17 protein-coding genes and 1 pseudogene are annotated in these 18,844 nt (G+C 66.4%); 10 read left to right on the top strand and 8 right to left on the bottom strand.

The window, feature by feature from the left end:
• The first annotated feature begins 358 nt into the window (after positions 1-358).
• The 3 genes from J2X70_RS20385 to J2X70_RS20375 are packed head-to-tail and all read left to right on the top strand — an operon-like array spanning position 359 to position 1,898.
• Positions 359-988, top strand: coding sequence for a superoxide dismutase (locus tag J2X70_RS20385; protein WP_309911904.1), 630 nt, complete (start codon positions 359-361; stop codon positions 986-988).
• Positions 985-1,560: a flavin reductase family protein gene (locus J2X70_RS20380; RefSeq protein WP_059064398.1), complete on the top strand. Its 576-nt coding sequence runs from the start codon at positions 985-987 to the stop codon at positions 1,558-1,560. The genes J2X70_RS20385 and J2X70_RS20380 overlap by 4 nt, the downstream gene beginning before the upstream one ends.
• Positions 1,560-1,898 (top strand): tetratricopeptide repeat protein, encoded by a 339-nt coding sequence (locus J2X70_RS20375; protein ID WP_033831318.1) that lies wholly within the window; start codon positions 1,560-1,562, stop codon positions 1,896-1,898. The genes J2X70_RS20380 and J2X70_RS20375 overlap by 1 nt, the downstream gene beginning before the upstream one ends.
• Positions 1,899-1,902: 4 nt before the next feature.
• Here J2X70_RS20375 and J2X70_RS20370 read toward each other — a convergent pair whose 3' ends face one another.
• Positions 1,903-3,051 (bottom strand): acyl-CoA desaturase, encoded by a 1,149-nt coding sequence (locus J2X70_RS20370; protein WP_025878576.1) that lies wholly within the window; start codon positions 3,049-3,051, stop codon positions 1,903-1,905.
• 13 nt (positions 3,052-3,064) lie between these two features.
• Complete coding sequence (locus J2X70_RS20365; RefSeq protein WP_309911901.1) at positions 3,065-4,135, bottom strand: ferredoxin reductase; 1,071 nt, start codon at positions 4,133-4,135, stop codon at positions 3,065-3,067.
• Between the two features lie 92 nt (positions 4,136-4,227).
• Here J2X70_RS20365 and fabR point away from each other — a divergent pair, with 92 nt between their 5' ends.
• The 3 genes from fabR to J2X70_RS20350 all read left to right on the top strand — a co-directional run bounded on the left by fabR (position 4,228) and on the right by J2X70_RS20350 (position 7,777).
• A complete protein-coding gene (fabR, locus tag J2X70_RS20360; protein WP_025878574.1) occupies positions 4,228-4,884 on the top strand; it encodes an HTH-type transcriptional repressor FabR in 657 nt (218 codons plus the stop codon).
• 195 nt (positions 4,885-5,079) lie between these two features.
• A complete protein-coding gene (locus J2X70_RS20355; protein WP_309911899.1) occupies positions 5,080-7,239 on the top strand; it encodes a TonB-dependent receptor in 2,160 nt (719 codons plus the stop codon).
• The gene (locus tag J2X70_RS20350) at positions 7,229-7,777 is read left to right on the top strand and encodes a thioredoxin-like domain-containing protein (protein WP_025878572.1); all 549 of its coding nucleotides are present in this window, start codon (positions 7,229-7,231) and stop codon (positions 7,775-7,777) included. The genes J2X70_RS20355 and J2X70_RS20350 overlap by 11 nt, the downstream gene beginning before the upstream one ends.
• 49 nt (positions 7,778-7,826) lie before the next feature.
• Here the strand turns inward: J2X70_RS20350 and J2X70_RS20345 are convergent.
• Together J2X70_RS20345 and mntR are read right to left on the bottom strand one after the other, a co-directional pair.
• Positions 7,827-7,901, bottom strand: a pseudogene (locus J2X70_RS20345) (transcriptional regulator MntR); the annotation flags it as partial.
• Positions 7,902-7,971: 70 nt separating this feature from the next.
• Positions 7,972-8,448: a manganese-binding transcriptional regulator MntR gene (gene mntR / locus J2X70_RS20340; protein ID WP_025878571.1), complete on the bottom strand. Its 477-nt coding sequence runs from the start codon at positions 8,446-8,448 to the stop codon at positions 7,972-7,974.
• 117 nt (positions 8,449-8,565) lie between these two features.
• On the opposite strand from mntR, the gene J2X70_RS20335 reads away from it, so the two are divergent.
• The gene (locus tag J2X70_RS20335) at positions 8,566-9,897 is read left to right on the top strand and encodes an Nramp family divalent metal transporter (RefSeq protein ID WP_025878570.1); all 1,332 of its coding nucleotides are present in this window, start codon (positions 8,566-8,568) and stop codon (positions 9,895-9,897) included.
• Between the two features lie 93 nt (positions 9,898-9,990).
• Here the strand turns inward: J2X70_RS20335 and J2X70_RS20330 are convergent, their stop codons facing one another.
• The 4 genes from J2X70_RS20330 to J2X70_RS20315 form a co-directional block, all read right to left on the bottom strand.
• On the bottom strand, positions 9,991-10,317 hold the full coding sequence (locus tag J2X70_RS20330) for a thioredoxin family protein (protein ID WP_032975313.1): 327 nt from the start codon (positions 10,315-10,317) through the stop codon (positions 9,991-9,993).
• Positions 10,289-10,768 carry a flavodoxin gene (locus J2X70_RS20325; protein WP_309911907.1) on the bottom strand — a complete coding sequence of 160 codons (480 nt, stop codon included), beginning with the start codon at positions 10,766-10,768 and terminating at the stop codon, positions 10,289-10,291. The genes J2X70_RS20330 and J2X70_RS20325 overlap by 29 nt, the downstream gene beginning before the upstream one ends.
• Positions 10,769-10,781: 13 nt before the next feature.
• The gene (locus tag J2X70_RS20320; protein WP_025878567.1) at positions 10,782-11,822 is read right to left on the bottom strand and encodes a ribonucleotide-diphosphate reductase subunit beta; all 1,041 of its coding nucleotides are present in this window, start codon (positions 11,820-11,822) and stop codon (positions 10,782-10,784) included.
• Between the two features lie 74 nt (positions 11,823-11,896).
• Positions 11,897-14,224, bottom strand: a complete 2,328-nt coding sequence (locus J2X70_RS20315; protein ID WP_223497264.1) for a ribonucleoside-diphosphate reductase subunit alpha — start codon at positions 14,222-14,224, stop codon at positions 11,897-11,899.
• A gap of 482 nt (positions 14,225-14,706) precedes the next feature.
• Here J2X70_RS20315 and J2X70_RS20310 point away from each other — a divergent pair, with 482 nt between their 5' ends.
• The 3 genes from J2X70_RS20310 to J2X70_RS20300 all read left to right on the top strand — a co-directional run bounded on the left by J2X70_RS20310 (position 14,707) and on the right by J2X70_RS20300 (position 18,844).
• Entirely contained in the window at positions 14,707-15,684 is a 978-nt protein-coding gene (locus tag J2X70_RS20310; RefSeq protein ID WP_088100148.1) for a zinc-binding dehydrogenase, read from the top strand.
• 45 nt (positions 15,685-15,729) lie between these two features.
• Positions 15,730-16,056, top strand: coding sequence for a hypothetical protein (locus J2X70_RS20305; RefSeq protein ID WP_025878564.1), 327 nt, complete (start codon positions 15,730-15,732; stop codon positions 16,054-16,056).
• A gap of 166 nt (positions 16,057-16,222) precedes the next feature.
• Positions 16,223-18,844, top strand: a complete 2,622-nt coding sequence (locus J2X70_RS20300) for a TonB-dependent receptor (protein WP_309911894.1) — start codon at positions 16,223-16,225, stop codon at positions 18,842-18,844.

Raw genomic sequence — 18,844 nt, 5'->3', positions numbered from 1 at the left:
AAAAAAACACTCGGGGGTTCTGTGTTGGGGGGGGTGGTGCGGTGGGGCCGGGGGCCCCGATAACCCCGGGGGGGGGGGGGGGGCCGGCCCCCCGCCCCCCCCCCCCCCCCCCCCCCCCCCCCCCCCCCCCCCCCCCCCCGCCACTACCCCGCTGCTTCTGCTCTCGCCTTTGACGTCGCCTCCGCGCCAGCGCGTGGACCTGTCCTGCATGGGCCCATCCGCCCACGCGACCCCGGGGCAGTCAACGCGCCGACAGCGCCCTCTTTTCAACCACCCCGCTTGACCTCAACCAATGTTTAGGTGCGATAACAGTCTCCCCACGGCCATACCCCTGGCCTTCCCCACGGAGACTGTCTCGATGCCGTACTCGCTTCCCGCCCTCCCCTATGCCTACGACGCCCTCGAGCCGCACTTCGATGCGCGCACGATGGAGATCCATCACAGCAAGCATCACCAGGCCTACGTCAACAACCTCAATGCCGCGCTGGAACAGGCGGGCCTGCCGGCACAACCGGTGGAAACCCTGATCGCCGACCTCGACGCCCTGCCCGAATCGATCCGCGGTGCAGTGCGCAACAACGGCGGCGGCCACGCCAACCACAGCCTGTTCTGGACCGTGCTCAACGCCAATGGCGGCACCGCCGATGATGAGCTTGCCGCGGCCATCGATCGCGACCTCGGTGGCTACGACGCCTTCAAGGAAACCTTCAGCAAGGCCGCGCAGACCCGTTTCGGCAGCGGCTGGGCGTGGCTCACCGTCGATCACCAGGGCCGCCTGCAGGTCGAGAGCACCGCCAACCAGGACAGCCCGCTGATGGGCGCGGCGGTGGGCGCCTCCGGCAACACCCCGATCCTTGCCCTGGATGTCTGGGAGCACGCCTACTACCTGCATTACCAGAACCGTCGCCCGGACTACATCGGCGCGTTCTTCAACCTCATCAACTGGGCCGAGGTCGGCCGGCGCTACCGCCAGGCCAGGGCAGCATGAACGCGGACTCCGGTGCATACGCCGGGCCGTGGGCGGGGGTGTTCCCCGCTCCGGCACCGGTGCCATCGGTCAGCCTGCCACCGCGTGCGCTGCGGCGGTTGCTCGGCCATTTCCCTACCGGCGTGGCGATCGTCTGCGCCCGCGACGCACAGGGAAAACCGCAGGGGCTGACCATCAACTCGTTCGTGCCGATCTCGTTGCAGCCGCCACTGGTGCTGTGGAACCTCGCCCTGCATGCGCAGAGCCTGTCCACGTTCCAGCGCGCCACCCGCTTTGCGATCAGCGTGCTCGGCGCTGGCCAGGAAGCCCTGGCGCGCCGGTTCGCCGATCCGCAGGTGCGCCATCGATTCACCGATGTGCCCTTGCTGGACGACGGCGAAGATGCGCCACCGCGTATCGCCGGTGCCGTGATCCATCTCACCTGCACCCGCCACGCGCAGTGGCCGGTCGGCGATCACCTGTTGCTGGCCGGGCGCATTGTCGATGTGCAGGAAGCAGGCGGTGCACCACTGATGTTCCATCGCGGCCGCTTCCAGGCGGGACCGGTGGAAACCCTGCTGGAGGTGCGCTGATGGACATCGAAACGCTGGAGAGGATGCTTGCCGCCGGCAAGGACAGCGCACTGCTGCGCTTCGGCCTGGGCAAGAGCTGGCTGGATGCCGGCGACCCGGTGCGCGCAGCCACCCATCTGGGCCGCTGCGTGGTGCTGGACCCGGACTACTCGGCGGCGTGGAAGCTGCTGGGCAAGGCCTGGCTGGCTGGTGGCCAGCCGCAGGCGGCGCGCGAAGCGTGGCAGCGCGGGCTCAGCGTGGCCGGCAGCAAGGGCGACCAGCAGGCCCGCAAGGAAATGCAGGTGTTCCTGCGCAGGCTCGATCGCGATTCACCTGCGCTGTTGGCGAAAGCCGGCTGAAGACTCAGCCGGCGTTGGCCGACGCCGGTGCCGGCATGATGTCCGGCATCGGCAGGCGGCGCGGCTTGCTCGGGAACGCGTGGCGCAGGATCCGCCAGACCACCTGGGTGAACTGCCGCGGCAGCGAGCCGTTGTTGTAGTGCTGGCCGTAGCGCCGGCAGATTTCCTTCACTTCCTTGGCGATGGCCGCATAGCGGTTGGCCGGCAGGTCCGGGTAGAAGTGGTGCTCGATCTGGTGGCTGAGGTTGCCCGACAGCACGTTGATCACGAAACCACCGCTGATGTTGGACGAACCGCGCAGCTGGCGCAGGTACCAGTGGCCACGCGATTCATTGCGCAGGCATTCCTTCGGGAAGGTTTCCGATTCGGCGGTGAAGTGGCCGCAGAAGATGATCACGTAGGTCCAGATGTTGCGCAGGCCGTTGGCCACCATGTTGCCCAGCATCACCGGCAGGAAGAACGGACCGGCCAGCAGCGGGAAGAACACGTAGTCCTTCAGCACCTGGCGGATCATCTTGCGGGCCACCGGACGGGTCTGCAGCCACATCGCACGGCTGCTGATGCGGCCCTTGAACCAGCGCCCCAGGCGCAGGTCCTGCGCCGCCACGCCCCACTGGAACAGCAGCGCGAAGATCGGTGCGATGATCGGCTGCAGCAGGTAGAACGGCTTCCAGCGCTGTTCCGGGAAGATGCGCAGCAGGCCATAGCCGATGTCATCGTCCATGCCACGCACGTTGGTGTAGGTGTGGTGGCGGAAATTATGGGTCTTGCGCCAGTTGTCGGCGGTGGCAACGATGTCCCATTCGTAGGTGTTGCCGTTGAGCTTGGGATCGCCGGTCCAGTCGTACTGGCCGTGCATCACGTTGTGGCCCAGTTCCATGTTTTCCAGGATCTTGGCCAGCGCCAGCAGCAGCGTGCCGGCGATGCAGGCCGGCCACAGCAGCGGCGCCCAGAACAACGGAGAGAACGCGCCCAGGAACAGCAGGCTGCGGCCGAGCACGCCGGACCAGCGCACAGCCGCTGCGACGCGGCGGATGTAACGGGTGTCGGAGGCGCCGAGGCTGCCGATCACACGGTCGCGGATCGCATCGAGTTCCTCACCAAACGTCTGCATCTCGGCAGGGCTCAGGGCACGGTCGGTAGCGCGGGTCATGGCAGCGGAGTCCTCAGAGATCCAGGGTCAGGTCGGTGGTCGGCGCGCTCACGCAGATCCGCACCGGCACGGCCGTTTCGGACTGGGTATCGCCGGTGCGCAGGTGGCGGGTGGTGCCACTGACGCGTTCACAGGTACAGCTGTTGCAGATGCCCATGCGGCAGCCGTGCTTGGGCGCGATGCCCTGCGCCTCCAGGCTCTCCAGCAGCGAGCGGCCACGCGGCACGATCAGCCGCCGGCCGCTGCGGGCCAGGGTCAATGCGACCTCACCCAGGCTGTCGGCATCACTGAGTGCCGCAGGCGGCGTAAAGGCTTCAGCCTGGAAACCGGCCACCTGCTGCGCCAGCCGCGTGCGCGCAGCGGCAACGAAGCCATCCGGGCCACAGGCCAGCACATGGCGCTGCGCCAGCGGGGTGTCGTCACCGGCAACGGCCAACGTGTGGCTGTGGATGCGCGCGGCCGGCACCTCGCCTTCGCGGGTGGTCAGCAGATGCACGCGCAGGTTCGGGTTCGCTGCGGCCAGCGCCTGCAGTTCATCACGGAACTGGAACGCCGCGGCGCTGCGCTCCCAGTAGAACAGGTCGACCGGCGCCGCCAGCGGGCGCTGGCAGGCGTCGCGCAGCAGGCTGCGCATGGGCGTGATGCCGCTGCCTGCCGCCAGCAGCAGTACCGGCGCTGCGGCGGGCATGTGGAAATCACCGAAGGCCGCATCCAGCCGGAACAGGTCGCCCGGCTTGGCATGCGCGACCAGATGCTGGCTGACCTTGCCGCCTTCCACCGCCTTGACGGTAATGGCCAGCTCACGACGGCCCAGGCGGGTCGGGCTGTAGCTGCGGCGCAATACACGCCCCTCAAGCTCGACGCCCAGGGTGACGTGCTGGCCGGCGCGCATCCCGGCCCAGTGCCGGTTGCAGCGCAGGACCAGGGTGGCGGCGCCCTCGCCCGCCGGCTCGCGCCGTACCAGGCGGGCCATCGGCTCACGCAGGGTCCACAACGGATTCAGCTGGCCCGCCCAGAAGTCGAACAGCGACGGCGACAGCCAGCGGTACGGGGAAAACAGGGAAGGACGGACGACAGCGCTCATGGATGCACTATACGGCCGCACACACAGCTGTGTATACATGTGTATATTGCACCGGATTGGGTATGATTCAGCCTTGCCCCTCCGGAAGTACCATGGCCGCCGCCACCGTTCTGTCTCCGCCTGAAGATGCCAGCAGCCCGGCCCGCCGTACGGTGAGCCGCGAGGATCTGCTGGCCGCCGCGTTGAAACTGATCGGCCCGCATCGCAGCCTCTCCACCCTCAGCCTGCGCGAAGTCGCGCGCGAGGCGGGCATCGCACCCAACAGCTTCTACCGCCAGTTCCGCGACATGGACGAACTGGCCGTCGCCTTGATCGACGTGGCTGGGCGCTCGCTGCGCACCATCATCGGTGAAGCCCGCCAGCGCGCTACGTCCAGCGCCACCAGCGTGGTACGCGTGTCGGTGGAAACCTTCATGGAACAGCTGCGTGCCGACGACAAGCTGCTGCACGTACTGCTGCGCGAAGGCGCGGTCGGCTCTGACGATTTCAAGCACGCGGTCGAACGCGAACTGCACTACTTCGAAGAAGAACTGCAGCATGACCTGGTGCGCCTGGCCGCACTGGATGGTGCGGTGCTGTACAAGCCGGAACTGGTGTCGATGGCGATCACCCGGCTGGTGTTTGCGATGGGCGCTTCGGCCATGGACCAGCCCCCTGAGAACGATCCGGAACTGGTCGAACAGATCTCCACGATGATCCGCATGATCATCGTCGGCGCGCGCACTCCCGCCGCCTTCCGCCGCGGCTGACCCCTTCCGGTGCATGACCACCGGCACACTTGCGCGCGCATTATGTAATGTTATAACACTTGCGTTCGAGTAAAGGCCACCGCTCACGCGCGCGTCGAGACCCTGATATAGCAATTGCTATGTTGATGACCATCTGCTTTCATGTGCGCCAGCCAGGTCGCCCTCGCCGCCCTCCCTCCCAAGGACGACGCCCTCATGCGCATTGCTGCCTCCTTTCTCCGCCGGCTGCCGCTGGCTGCCGGTATTGCCGCCACCCTGCCGGTGACCGCATTCGCCGCACCGCCTTCGCCTACCGAGCTGGACCGCGTGCAGGTGAAAGTCAGCACGGCCACCCGCAGCGAACGCCTGCTGTCGGACGTGCCGATCCGCACCGAGGTACTGCGCAAGGAAGACATCGCTTTGCGCGCGGCCACCGACTTCTCCCGCGCGGCCGAGCTGATCAACGGCCTGCGGGTGGAGAGCAACTGCCAGAACTGCAACACCAGCGAAGTGCAGCTGCTGGGCCTTCCCGGTGCCTACAACCAGCTGCTGTTCGATGGCATTCCACTGTTGTCCACGCTGGGCAGTGTGTATGGGCTGGAACAGATTCCCGCCGGCTTCGTCGACCGCATTGAAGTGGTCAAGGGCGGTGGTTCGTCGCTGTACGGGCCGGGCGCCGTAGCCGGTGTCATCAATCTGGTTCCGCCGCTGCCGGCACGCAGCGGCGGCCATGTGCAGGCGGGCGTGGATGTTCTGAAGGGCACGCCGCAGAAGAACGCCGACGTGCGCCTGGATCTGATCGCCAGCGAAGCCGACGCGGGACTGTCGGTGATCGCCCAGCGCAACTGGAACAGCGGCATCGACTACAACGGCGACGGCTATACCGAGATCACCCGCAAGAACCTCAAGGTCGGTGGCCTGCAGGCCTGGTATGCGCCCACTCCGGGCACGCGCCTGCGGTTGGACCTGCAGGTGACCGATGAGAGCCGTCGCGGTGGCAACCGCCTGGACCAGCCCGAACACCTGGCCAACATCGCCGAATCGCTGGACACGAACTACCGCCGCGGCAGCCTGTCATGGGACCAGGAGGTAAGCGGCGACGTCGACTTCCGCCTGGCCTATGCCTTCGCCGACATCGACCGCGACAGTTTCTATGGCGGACTCGGCGACGTGGTTACCGATCCGTCCGCACCCGGCTACGATCCTTCGCAACTGGACCCGAACGTACCGGGCAGCGCCGCATCACGCTCATGGCGCCAGTACGGGCGCACCCACAACCCGCTGCACTACATCGACAGCCAGTTGAACTGGCGGCTGGGTGCACACACGCTGGCGTTCGGCGTTCAGTACAAGCATGAGGGCCTTCGTGACGACAATCGCGATGGTGCCGGCCAGCGCCTGGCCGTGCTCGAGGATGCAACCTTCCACAACCTCGGCGCGTTCGTGCAGGACGAATGGAGCGTACGCGAGGACGTCGACCTGGTGCTGGGCGCGCGCGTGGACAAGAGTTCGGAACTGGACAGCGCCGTGTTCTCACCGCGTATCGCCCTGGCCTGGCAGGCCACGCCACGGCTGAAATGGCGAGCGGGCATCGCCACCGGCTTCCGTGCGCCGGAAATCTTCGTCGAGGATGTCCACGTCGATACCCTCGGCGGCGAGCAGGTGCGCGTGCGCAACACCCGTGGCCTGAAGGAGGAACGTGCGCTGACCACCCTGTTCGGGTTCGACTGGCGCTCCGACCCGGCCGACCCGGTATGGAGCTGGGATGCCACCGCGTCCTACGCACGCATCCGCGATACCTTCGCGCTGGGTGAGATCCAGCGCGGCGATGATGGCCAGCTGACGCAGCTGCGCTACAACGCCTCCGGCTCGAACGTGCTGGGCGTGGAAACCAACCTCGGCTGGCAGCCCTCCCCGCAGTGGCGGCTGACTGCCGGCGCATCGTGGTACCGCTCGCAGTTCCGCGAGCCGCAGCGCATCTTCGACGACACCGCCGACGGCGGCGACACCGTCATCGACAGCCGCGACTATCTGAAAACCCCGCGCTGGACCGGCCTGGCCCAACTCAGCTGGATGCCGGCCGAGCCCTGGGAGACGTTCCTGGCGCTGCGCCACACCGGATCGATGCCGGTGCTCAACAACCGGCTGGGCGAGCTGCATCGCACCCGCGCCTTCCTGGTCACCGACCTCGGCGCGCGCTGGCATCGCCATCTGGGTGCGCAGGCACAGCAGGAAGTGTCGGTGGCGGCGGGGGTCAAGAACGTGTTCGACCAGCGGCAGAAGGATCTGGAAAGCGGCGCGCTGCGCGACAGCGATTACGTGTACGGTCCTCGCTTCGCCCGCTCGTGGTACGTCAACCTGCGCTATGCGTTCTAGCTGGCTGCCCGCGCTGTTGCTGGCACTGGCATGGCCGGCAGTGGCTGCCGACCTGCATGCGCAGGTCTCCGCCTCGCTGATGCGGCCCGAGCCACGTGCCCTGCGCCCGATGCAGTGGTCGCCACCGCCAACGCTGATCGCGCTGTACTTCGGCGCCGACTGGTGCGCGCCCTGCCACGCTTTCGTGCCGACCCTGCGCGGCGTGCGTGACGCGCTGCGCGAGGCCGGCGCCGATACCGAAGTGGTGTATGTCAGCCTGGATGAAAGCGAGGCGGCGTTGCGGCGCTACATGCACCTGCAGCAGATGCCGTGGCCGGTGCTGGACCCGCGTCGTGCGCAGCGCATGCCAGCGCTGCAGGCATTGGCGGGCCCGGCCCCGCCCAACCTGGTGCTGATCGATGCGCAGGGCACGGTGCTGGCCAATGGTTGGCAGGGGCGCCATTACCGCGGGCTGCAACCGGTACTGCAGGAATGGTGGAAGCGGGCATGTGCGCAACAGCAGGCGCACTGCCCCGATGACGGCGTTCAACCCCGGTAGCGCTGGGCCATGCCCGGCGAAACGCGTGAGGCGGCAACGAGCCCGCTGGGCTGACGTGGTGCTCGATGCCCTCGGCATCACGTCGCGCAGTATCCGGGTCCACGCCCAACGCCAGGCGTTCAACCCCGGTAGCGCCGGGCCATGCCCGGCGAAATGCGTGAGGCTGCAACGCGCCCGCCGGGCATGGCCCGGCGCTACCGTTCGGCGGAACCGCCCTCGGCCTTGCGCACGAATGCGTCGAACAGCGCCAGCGTCTGTTCGCTGACGTGGTGCTCGATGCCCTCGGCATCACGTCGCGCGGTATCCGGGTCCACGCCCAGCGCCAGCAGGAAGCGCTCCACGGTCTGGTGGCGCTGGCGGCTGGCATGGGCCAGCGCCTCGCCCTCCGGGGTCAGGAACACGCCGCGGTACGGGCGCTGCACCACCCAGCCATCGCGGGCCAGCCGGCGCAGCATCTTCGCCACGGTCGGCTGGGCCACACCGAGGCGGGTGGCGATGTCGACCTGGCGGGCCTCGCCGCCGTCGGCCAGCAGGTCGGAGATCAGCTCGACATAATCCTCCACCAGCTCCATCCGGTGTGCTTCGCGCACTTGCCGGAAGCTCTCGACCTGGCGCTCGGCCTCGATCAAGGGGGTGCTTTTCAGCGATGTCGAATCGTCCGTCTTGCCCACGCGTGTGCCTGTCCTGCAGTTGTCATCCGGGTGCGAACCTGAATTCTGGACCAGTGACGCAGTAAAGACGATTGTTTCACATTGCTATGCGATATAGCAGTGGCTATATTGGCAGCCATGAACACTGTCGCGCCCACCGACTCTCCGGCCTCCACCGCGGCCAGCCTGGGTGCGCTCAACGCGTCGATCGCCGTACCCGAAAAGGGCCACTGGTGGTTCCGGCTGCTGGCCTTCCTGGGCCCCGGCTACATGGTGTCGGTGGGTTACATGGATCCGGGCAACTGGGCGACCGATCTCGCAGGTGGCTCACGCTTCGGCTATCTGCTGCTGTCGGTGATCCTGATCTCCAACCTGATGGCGGTGATCCTGCAGGCGCTGTCGGCGCGGCTGGGCATCGCCACCGGCATGGACCTGGCGCAGGCCTGCCGTGCGCGCTACCCCAAGCCGGTGAACCTGGCGCTGTGGGCGTTGTGCGAAGCGGCGATCATCGCCTGCGACCTGGCCGAAGTGATCGGCACGGCCATCGCGCTGAAACTGTTGTTCGATCTGCCACTGCTGTGGGGCGCGGTGATCACCGCGCTGGACACGCTGCTGGTGCTGCTGTTGATGAACCGCGGTTTCCGCGCGCTGGAAGCCTTCGTGATCGCACTGCTGCTGGTGATCTTCGGCTGCTTCATGGTGCAGATCGCGCTGGCCGCGCCGCCGGTGATGCAGGTGCTGGGCGGTTTCATTCCGCGCGCGCAGGTGGTCACCGATCCGCATGCGCTGTACATCGCCATCGGCATCATCGGTGCCACGGTGATGCCGCACAACCTGTACCTGCATTCTTCCATCGTGCAGACCCGTGCCTATCCACGCACCGATGAAGGCCGTCGCAGCGCGCTGCGCTGGGCGGTGACCGACAGCACCTTTGCCTTGACCCTGGCGCTGTTCATCAATGCCAGCATCCTGATCCTGGCGGCGGCGGTATTCCATGCCAACGGCCGCTTCGACGTGGAAGACATCGAGCAGGCGCACCAGTTGCTGGCACCGATGCTGGGCGTCGGCCTGGCCTCGACATTGTTCGCGGTGGCACTGCTCGCCTCCGGCCTGAACTCCACGGTGACCGCGACACTGGCCGGGCAGATCGTGATGGAAGGGTTCCTGCGCCTGCGCCTGCCGCCGTGGCTGCGGCGGCTGATCACCCGCGCGCTGGCGATCATTCCGGTGGTGGTGGTCATCATGCTGTTCGGCGACCAGGGCGCGGTGAAGCTGCTGGTGCTGAGCCAGGTGGTGCTGTCCATGCAGCTGCCCTTCGCGATCATCCCGCTGGTACGCATCGTGACCGACAAGGTGACGATGGGCGCGCTGGTGGCACCGCGCTGGCTGGGCGGCATTGCCTGGGTGATCGCGCTGGTGATCGTGGTGCTGAACGTGAAGCTGCTGGTGGATACGTTCGCAGCCGGTTGATCCGCGCGGTGGGAATCCGCCGGGCATGGCCCGGCGCTACCGCTGGCGACCTGCAGTAGATCCACGCCATGCGTGGATGTGGCATGACCGGCGCTACAGGAACTCCGCGATCGCCGCTTCGATCTGCTGCGGCGACTGGAAACCCGGCATGCGCATGCGCTCGTCACCGTCCAGGAACAGCGACAACGTAGGGGTCTGCCGCAGGCCCAGCTCGCGGAAGAACGCCTCGCCCACCACCTCCAGCTGCACCCGCAGCAGGGTCGTGCCCTGCCCTGCAGTGCCGCTGGCCACCCGCTGCAGCGACATGTCCAGCATCCGGCAGCCCGGGCACTGGTCCTTGTGGAAGTCCACCAGCACGCGTGGATGGTCGGCCAGCAACTGCTGGAACTGCTCAGGCGTGGTGGCGTCGATGATCTGCATCGGTGGTACTCCAGTAGTGATCCAGGACCGTATCGGTCCAGGTATCGATGGCCGCAGCATGCCGCCGGCCATGTGGCATCTGTTCGATCTCCAGCGGCGGGTAGCCACTGTGGAAATAGCAGATCAGCCGGTGCACCGCACCGCAGTAGTACTCCTGCCCCCACTGCGTTTCACCGGTGCCGAACACCGCCACCTGCCGCGGCCGCTGGCCGCGCTCGGCGATGCCTGCCACCCAGGCCTTCATCTCCGACGGTGTGCGCCCGGCGTTGTCGGTCCAGCAGCCCAGCAGCACCAGGTCGGCCTCGTCCACCGGCAGCGGCGGGCCCTGGCGCAGGTCGTCGGCCTCCTGCCAGTGCACGGCGTGGCCGGCGGACCGGCAACGCGCGGCGATGTGGCGGCCGAGCTCACGGGTGTTGCCGCTGAGCGACGCCACCACGATCAGGATGCGCAGCGCCGGGCCGCGCTCAGAGGTCGTCGAAGCCGTTGTCGACGTTGGTCTTCTTGTAGCTTGCATTGCGCATCTCGAAGAAGTCGGTCTTGGTCTCGGTGAAGTTGTCGGCGTAGGCCTTGATCCACGGCATCACGTTGTCGGTGGTGTCGCTGTACAGGCGCTCGATGCCGAGCATGCCGGCCATCTTGTTGGCGCGGTACTTCACGTAGCGCACCATCTCGTCCACGTCGATGCCATCGATGCCATCGAGCACCTCCGCCGACCACTGGGTTTCCAGTTCAATGGCGTGTTCGAACGACTGGTGCACGTAGGCGGTCAGCTCGTTGGTCTGCAGTTCCGGGTTCTCGCCGATGATGGCGCGGATCAGCTCGCTGATGAACTTGGTGTGGGCCAGCTCATCACGGTTGATGAAGCTGATGATCTTGCCGGTGCCGTTCATGCGGTTCTGCCGCACCATGTTGTAGAAGTACGCGAAGCCGGAATAGAAGTTGATGCCTTCCAGGATCGAGGACTGGATCAACGACTTCAGCAGGGTTTCGGCAGTCTTCTCGCGCATGAAATCGTCATAGGCCCCCATGATCGGCGCGTTGCGCTTGATGATGGTGGGATGGGTGCGGGCGATCTCGAAGATGCGGTTCTGGTTGGGCAGGTCGGTGATCGAGGCCAGCACGTAGCTGTAGCTCTCGTTGTGGATCACCTCCTGCTGGCCGATGATCGCCGCGTTGGCGTGCGCGGCCGGATCGGTGATGTACTCGGCGACGTTGTAGATGAAGCGCGTCTGCGGCGAATCCAGCGTGGCCAGCAGGCCGATGATGGAATCGTAGGCGTTCTTCTCGCGCGCGTTGAGCTCGCCGTACTGGCGTGCATCCACCTTCATGTCCACTTCGTCGGGGATCCAGAAGTTGGTCGACAGCTCCTTGTAGGCGCGATAGAACGACGGGTACGGAATGTCGTTCCAGTTCAGGATGCCGCTGGTGCGGCCGTTGATGATGCCGGTGCTGCGGTTGGGGTGGCGCGGTTCGAGGATCTTGATGCGGTCGAGGGGTGTTGCCATGGTCTTCTGCCTTCGTTCTGTTGCTGACGGGTTGCCGGCCAGCGGCCGGCACTACCACCGATGGGTCGGGCTGGTCAGCTTGAGCACCACTCGCACTCGCTGATGTCGATGTCGTTGGAGCGCACGTAGTAGGTGGTCTTCAACCCTTCCCGCCAGGCACTCAGGTGCAGCTCCAGCAGGGTGCTGGCGCGGATCGTGCTGGGCACGTACAGGTTGAAGCTGATCGACTGGTCCACATGGCGCTGGCGGCGTGCGTTCTGCCGCACGCTGGCGAACTGGTCGACCTTGTAGGCACCCTTCTCGTAGTACGGCCAGGTTTCCAGCGACAGGCCAGGCGCGGCCACCGGCCGCCGGAAGTCCTTCTTTTCCTCGTAGTAGAACGCGCTGTAGATCGGATCGATCGACGCGGTGGAGCCGGCGATCTGCGCGGTGCTCATGTTCGGCGCCACCGCCAGCAGCCAGCCATTGCGCAGGCCGTTGGTCGCTACCTCGCGCGCAAGACTGTCCCAGGCCGCGCCACTGTAATCGCGGTCACGGAAATAGTTGCCGTTGTGCCAGTCGCTGCCAGCGAACATCGGATAGCTGCCCTTCTCCTTGGCCAGCTGCGCGCTGGCCTGGATGGTCAGGAAGTTGATGCGCTCGAACAGGCGATCGGACAGTTCCTCGGCCTCGGGCGATTCCCAATGGATCGCCTGCTGTGCCAGCAGGTGGTGCCAGCCGAACGTGCCCAGGCCGATGGCGCGGTACTTGCGGTTGGTGATGGTGGCCTGCGGCACCGGCAGCGCATTGAGATCGATCACGTTGTCGAGCATGCGTACCTGGATCGGAATCAACCGTTCCAGCACATCCTTGGCCAGCAGATCCTCGGGGGCGGTGATGGCACGGCCGAGGTTGATCGACGACAGGTTGCAGACCACGAAGTCGCCCGCGCGGCGGGTAGTGACGATCTGGTCGCCGCTGACGATCTCCTGGATCATCCGCGTCGGGCTCATGTTCTGCAGGATCTCGGTGCACAGGTTGCTGGAATAGACCATGCCCGCATGCTTGTTCGGGTTCTTCCGGTTCACTTCGTCGCGGTAGAACAGGAACGGGTTGCCGGTTTCCAGCTGGCTGAGCATGATCCGCTTGAACAGGTCGATCGCCTTCACCGTGCGACGGCTGATGCGCTCGTCGGCCACCAGCTCGGCGTAGCGGTCGCGGAAACTGCCCTGCCCTCGCTTCTCGTCGTAGAAATCCTGCAGGTACCAGCCCTTGGCCTGCTTCACCTCGTGCGGATCGAACAGGTACCAGTCGGCACGGCGCTCGACGGCCTCCATGAACAGGTCCGGCACGCAGATGGCGGTGAACACATCATGCGCACGCAGGCGCTGGTCGCCGTTGTTAAGGCGCAGGTCCATGAACGCCTCGATGTCGCGGTGCCAGATGTCCAGGTACACCGCCACTGCACCCTTGCGCTGGCCGAGCTGGTCGACCGACACCGCCGTGTTGTTGAGCTGCTTGATCCACGGCACCACGCCGCCGGACGAGTTGGGCACGCCGCGGATCGGCGCGCCACTGCTGCGCACGTACCCCAGGTACGCACCCACGCCCCCACCGTGCTTGGACACGCGGGCGATATCGGTGTTGGAGTCATAGATGCCCTGCAGGCTGTCGTCCACCGTGTCGATGAAGCAGCTCGACAGCTGGCCGCCGACCTTGCCGGCATTGGCCAGGGTCGGCGTGGCCACGGTCATGTACAGGTTGGACAACGCCCAGTACGCCTCGCCCACCAGCTGCATGCGGCGCACGCGGCCGCTCTCACCAGCCCCGCCCTCGTTCTGCATCAGGTACAGGGCAATGGTCAGCCAGCGTTCCTGCGGCAGCTCATACACCTCGCGGCTGCGATCGGTAGCCAGGTAGCGCGTGGCCAGCAGGTACAGCCCGTTGTAGGCGAACAGACGATCGCGTTCGGGGTCGATCATCTCGCCGGCCTGCTGCAGCTCTTCCTTCGAATAGCAGCGCAGGATGTCATTGCTGTAGATGCCGCGGTCGGCCAGGCTTTCCTGCAGGCCCACGTAGGAACCGTACTTCAGGCTGACATCGTAGAAGCGGTTGCGGCTGGCGCGCTTGTAAAGCCGGCGCAGGTACAGGCGTGCAGCGAACTGTTCCCACTGCGGCGCGACAAGGTCGACGCGCGATTCCGCTTCGCGGATCAGCAGATCCACCAGATCATCGGCACTGATGCTGGGCTTGCGTTCGACCATCGCCAGCACCACGCGGCGATAGTCGGCCACATCCAGCTGCGGCAGCTCGGCGTGGATGGTATCGATGCTGCGCAGCAGGCGCGCCGCATCGAACGGCAGGCGACGATTGCCGGCTTCCTTGGTGATCCAGGTCGGCACGCGCTCGCCGCTGGCGCGCATGGCGTCGCCGGCGCCGGCCAGGTCGGCCACGCGGAAGGTACTGTCGGTCATGGTGGTGGAACTCCAGGCTCGTGCGCGCGTCGGCGCCCGATGCCATGGCGGCCCTGCACGCGATACCGGCGCACGGGGCGAACGGGTGAAGTGCCAAGGGGCGGGAACACAGGTCGTCGGCATCTGCCTGCGCCTGCGGCCGGTATCCGGGCCGTGGGGGCGACCTGCGTCCGCACGGTGGCGGCCGCGTCGACACGGCAAGCCTTCAGGGGCGGGCCGCGGGACGTTTGCTGCATGTCCGGCGGCGGCGGCTGACCGGGAGTGACAGCCACAACATAGTGGGGATATTCCTAGCCGTCAACACAAGATGCGGTGATCGCGCGCCAACGCGACCATCGGTCGCAGGATGCCGTGTTGCACGTGCGCGGCCTTGTCGACGCCGGGCGCATCCCCAGTTCGGTACAACGTCAACTTTCATTGGAACACTGCCCATGCGCGCTGCCCTGTACTCCTCCTTCGGCGATCCAGCCCAGGTCCTCGCCGTTGCCGATGCCCCCCTGCCCGAACCGGGTCCCGGCGAAGTACGCATCCGCACCGTGCTGGCCTCGATCCACAACCACGATCTGCTGACCGTGCGTGGCCTGTATGGCTACAAGCCGACGCTGCCGGCGATCGGCGGCAGCGAAGCACTGGGTGTGGTCGATGCGCTCGGCGAAGGCGTCGACGGCCTGCAGATCGGCCAGCGGGTTGCCGCCGCCTCCGTGCACGGCACATGGGCCGAGGCGTTCATCGCACCGGCGCGGATGGTGATCCCGATGCCGGACGCGATCGCCGATGAAATGGCCGCACAGCTGATCGCCATGCCGCTGAGCGCGTTGATGCTGCTGGAATTCCTGCACGTCGAGCAGGGCCAGTGGATCGTGCAGAACACCGCCAACGGTGCCGTCGGCAAATCGCTGGCGATGCTCGCAAAGGCGCGCGGCGTGCACGTGGCCAACCTGGTGCGCAATGCCGAGGCCGTGGCGCAACTGCAGGCACTGGGCATCGATCACGTGTTCGATACCTCGGTGGACGGCTGGAAGGACCGGGTGCGCGAAGCCACCGGGCAAGCGCAGGCCGCTGCTGCAGTCGATTCCATCGGTGGCGATGCCAGCGGCGACCTGGTCGACCTGCTCGGCCACCACGGCACCCTGGTCTCTTTCGGTGTGATGAGCGGCGAACCGATGCGCATTCCCGCCGGCGGCCTGATCTACAAGGAAGCCACGGTGAAGGGCTTCTGGGGCAGCAAGGTCAGCCAGGCAATGGCGGTGGAAGACAAGCGGCGGTTGGTGGGTGAACTGCTGAAGCGTGCGGCCGGGGGTGAACTGACCCTGCCGGTGGAGCAGATCTTCGCATTGGACGACATCGCCCAGGCGGCGAAAGCCGGCGCCGGTTCGGGCCGCAATGGCAAGGTGCTGCTGCGGCCTTGATGCAAGGCGCTGGATCCGGCGGCGCTGCGCGCCGCCCCCATCCCAATGGATAATGTCTGCATCGTCTTTGCTGAAGAAGGAATCACGTTGAGCGGAATGAATGGTCGGAAGGTGCTGCTGGCGACCTTTCTCGGGAGCAAACACCCGCCTGACGACGTTCGGCCCTCCGAAGACTACTGGAGGTTGATCGGTACAAACGGGACCATTGTTCTTGAGGAATCCCAAGCTTCCATGGCCAAGCATCAACGCGGCTTGCGCGTGCTGGTCCAGTTTCCTGAAAGCATCAGGGATATGGGGCTTGCGTGCCACAACGACATACCGGACAGCCTCTGGATTTTCGTCTCCGACCTGGCAATGCACCCAGTCGATTAAATGGGTCGGGGTTGAATGCCGTAACGGCGCGCGAGGCAGTCCGCCACCGCTTATTCCGATGGTTAAGAACCTGTGATGTATAACTGAATGCGCTTTCGTCATTGGAAGGCGCACTCACCCGCGTGCGGTACTGACGGCTCCTCCACCGTTTGGCGTAGTCGCTTCCATGTATCGCACCACCCTGCTTTCCAGCGCGGTCGCGCTGGCCCTCGTCGCTGGCAACGCCGGCGCCGCTGAAACCGCCGACACCGGCAAGGACAGCACCACCCTCGGCACCGTGCTGGTGACCGGCTCGAACATCAAGCGCAGCGACACCGCCGGTCCCAATCCGGTGCAGATCGTCACCCGCGAGCAGATCCTGCAGACCGGCCGCTCCACCCTTACCGACGTGCTGCGCAACCTGTCGGCCAACGCCGGCAACAGTTTCGACGAACAGTACACCGGCAGCTTCGCTGCAGGCTCGGCTTCGATCGGCCTGCGCGGGCTGTCACCGAAGAACACGCTGGTACTGGTCAACGGCTACCGCGTGGCCAACTTCGGTTTTGCGCTCAACACCCAGGACACCTTCGTCGACCTCAATGCGCTGCCGATCAGCGCGGTCGAGCGCATCGAAGTGCTGAAGGATGGCGCCTCGGCGGTGTACGGCTCGGACGCCATCGCCGGCGTCATCAACATCATCCTGCGTCGCGACTTCCAGGGCGTGGAAGTCGGCGGTGGTTTCGGCACCGCCACCCAGGGCGGCCTGAACGAGCGCAAGGCCAACCTGCTGGCCGGCTTCGGTGACCTCGAGCAGCAAGGCTGGAACGTGCTGTTCGGGCTGGACCTGCTCAAGCGCGACCGCCTCGACGCCGACCAGCGCGCGTACACCCGCGACGGCGATTTCCGCGACAAGCCCGGTGGCCGCCTCGCCGGCTGGTCCACCGCCGGTGGCAACTGGCTGTCCAATCCGCGCGCACCGCAGCCGTTCTCGCCCTGCCCCGAGGGCAGCGAGCTGCGTCCCTACAGCGACTTCGGCAGCACCCTGCCCGGCCAGGCCTGCGCCTTCAACGCGCAGCCGTTCAAGACCCTGCAGCCCGGCGCCGAGCGCCTGCAGGCATCGTTGAGCGCGACCTATCGCTTCAGTGACAGCGTCGAAGCCTTCGCCGACGTGCTGTACAGCCACAACAAGGCCGACCAGATCTTCAGCGCCCCGCTGACGGTCGGCCCGGGCCTGCGTGCCTACAATCCCGCCACCGGTACGCTGACCGATATCGCCGCTGTCCTGCCGGTCGGCCATCCGAACAATCCGGGCAGCACGCCACTGCCGTTCGAGTACACCTTCTTCGATCTCGGCCCGCGCCTGAAGGACAATACCCAGGTGTTCTACCGCGCCCTGGCCGGCGTGCGTGGCACCGGTGAACGCTGGGACTGGGAAGTGGCCGCACTGACTTCGCAGAGTGCGCAGCGCGAGTACGTGGACAACTTCGTTGACCGCTACGCCTTCCAGCAGATCCTGCGCGACGGCAGCTACAACTTCCTCGATCCGTCCAGCACGCCGGGCGCACTGGACGATCTGCGCCTGCAGACCAAGCGCCCGGGCTGGTACAAGCTGCACTCGCTCAACGTCAAGGCATCGACCTCGTTGTGGGAACTGCCGGCGGGTGCGATCGGCTTCGCCTGGGGCGCGGAATTCCGCAAGGAATCGCTGGACGCGCGCACCAGTGCGCAGGTGCTGTCCGGTACTGAACTGCGCCCGGCGATCAACATCGTCGACGGCGAGCGCCAGGTCAGTGCCGCCTATGCCGAGTTCAGCGTGCCGCTGCATCGCACCCTGGAGCTGCAGGTGGCCGGCCGCGGTGACCACTACGATGACTTCGGCAAGGCATTCTCGCCGAAGTTCGCGCTGCGCTGGCAACCGCTGGACAGCCTGCTGCTGCGTGGCTCGTTCTCGCGTGGTTTCCGTGCACCGTCGCTGCCGGAGATCGCACCGGGGCAGACCATCAGCTACGGCTCGGTGGTCGACCCGTTCGATCCGCTGCAGCCCGGCGGCAGCCGCGGCGTGACCAACCTGCGCACCGGCAATCCGGACCTGAAGGCCGAGCGCTCGCGCAACCTCAACGTCGGCGCCGTGTGGTCACCCGATGCCGATTCCAGCATCGGCCTGGACTGGTACCGCATCGAACAGGACAACCTGGTCAAGCCGGACAGCGCGCAGTTCATCGTCGACAACCCAGGACTGTTCCCCGGTCGCGTGCAGCGCGATGCGCAGGGCCGCATCCAGATCATCACCAACCAGTACGCCAACCAGGGCGAGCTGACCACCTCGGGCATCGACCTGGAAGCCAACCGTACCTTCCGCACCGAGGGCTGGGGCAACTTCACCGTGGCCGGCAGCTGGACCCACCTGCTCAGCTTCAAGCAGCCGCTGGTGGCCGGCCAGGCGCCCTATGACGGCGCCGGCAACAACCGCCATGGCGCGCTGCCACGCACCCGCGGCACCACTTCGTTGAACTGGGCGGTGGGCGACTGGAGCAGCACGCTGAGCCTGCAGTACGTGAGCGGCTATGACCAGCGCGTAGCCACGGCCACCAGCAATCCGGGCCTGCGCGATCGGGTCAAGCCGTACCACCAGCTGGACCTGTACGTGGCCTATGAAGGCATTCCGAAGACCACGCTGTCGCTGTCGGTGCTGAACCTGACCGACAAGGACCCGCCGTTCGATCCGGCCGGCGGTTCCAACGGCTTCGACATCAGCCAGTACAACCTGCGCGGGCAGTTCGTTTCGCTGGGCGCGCGCTACCGGTTCTGA

This window comes from Stenotrophomonas sp. 1337 (genome assembly GCF_031455455.1).
Lineage (GTDB): Bacteria > Pseudomonadota > Gammaproteobacteria > Xanthomonadales > Xanthomonadaceae > Stenotrophomonas > Stenotrophomonas indicatrix.
Note: the sequence above shows the minus strand (reverse complement) of the source record. Positions and strands in the feature narration are given on the sequence as shown.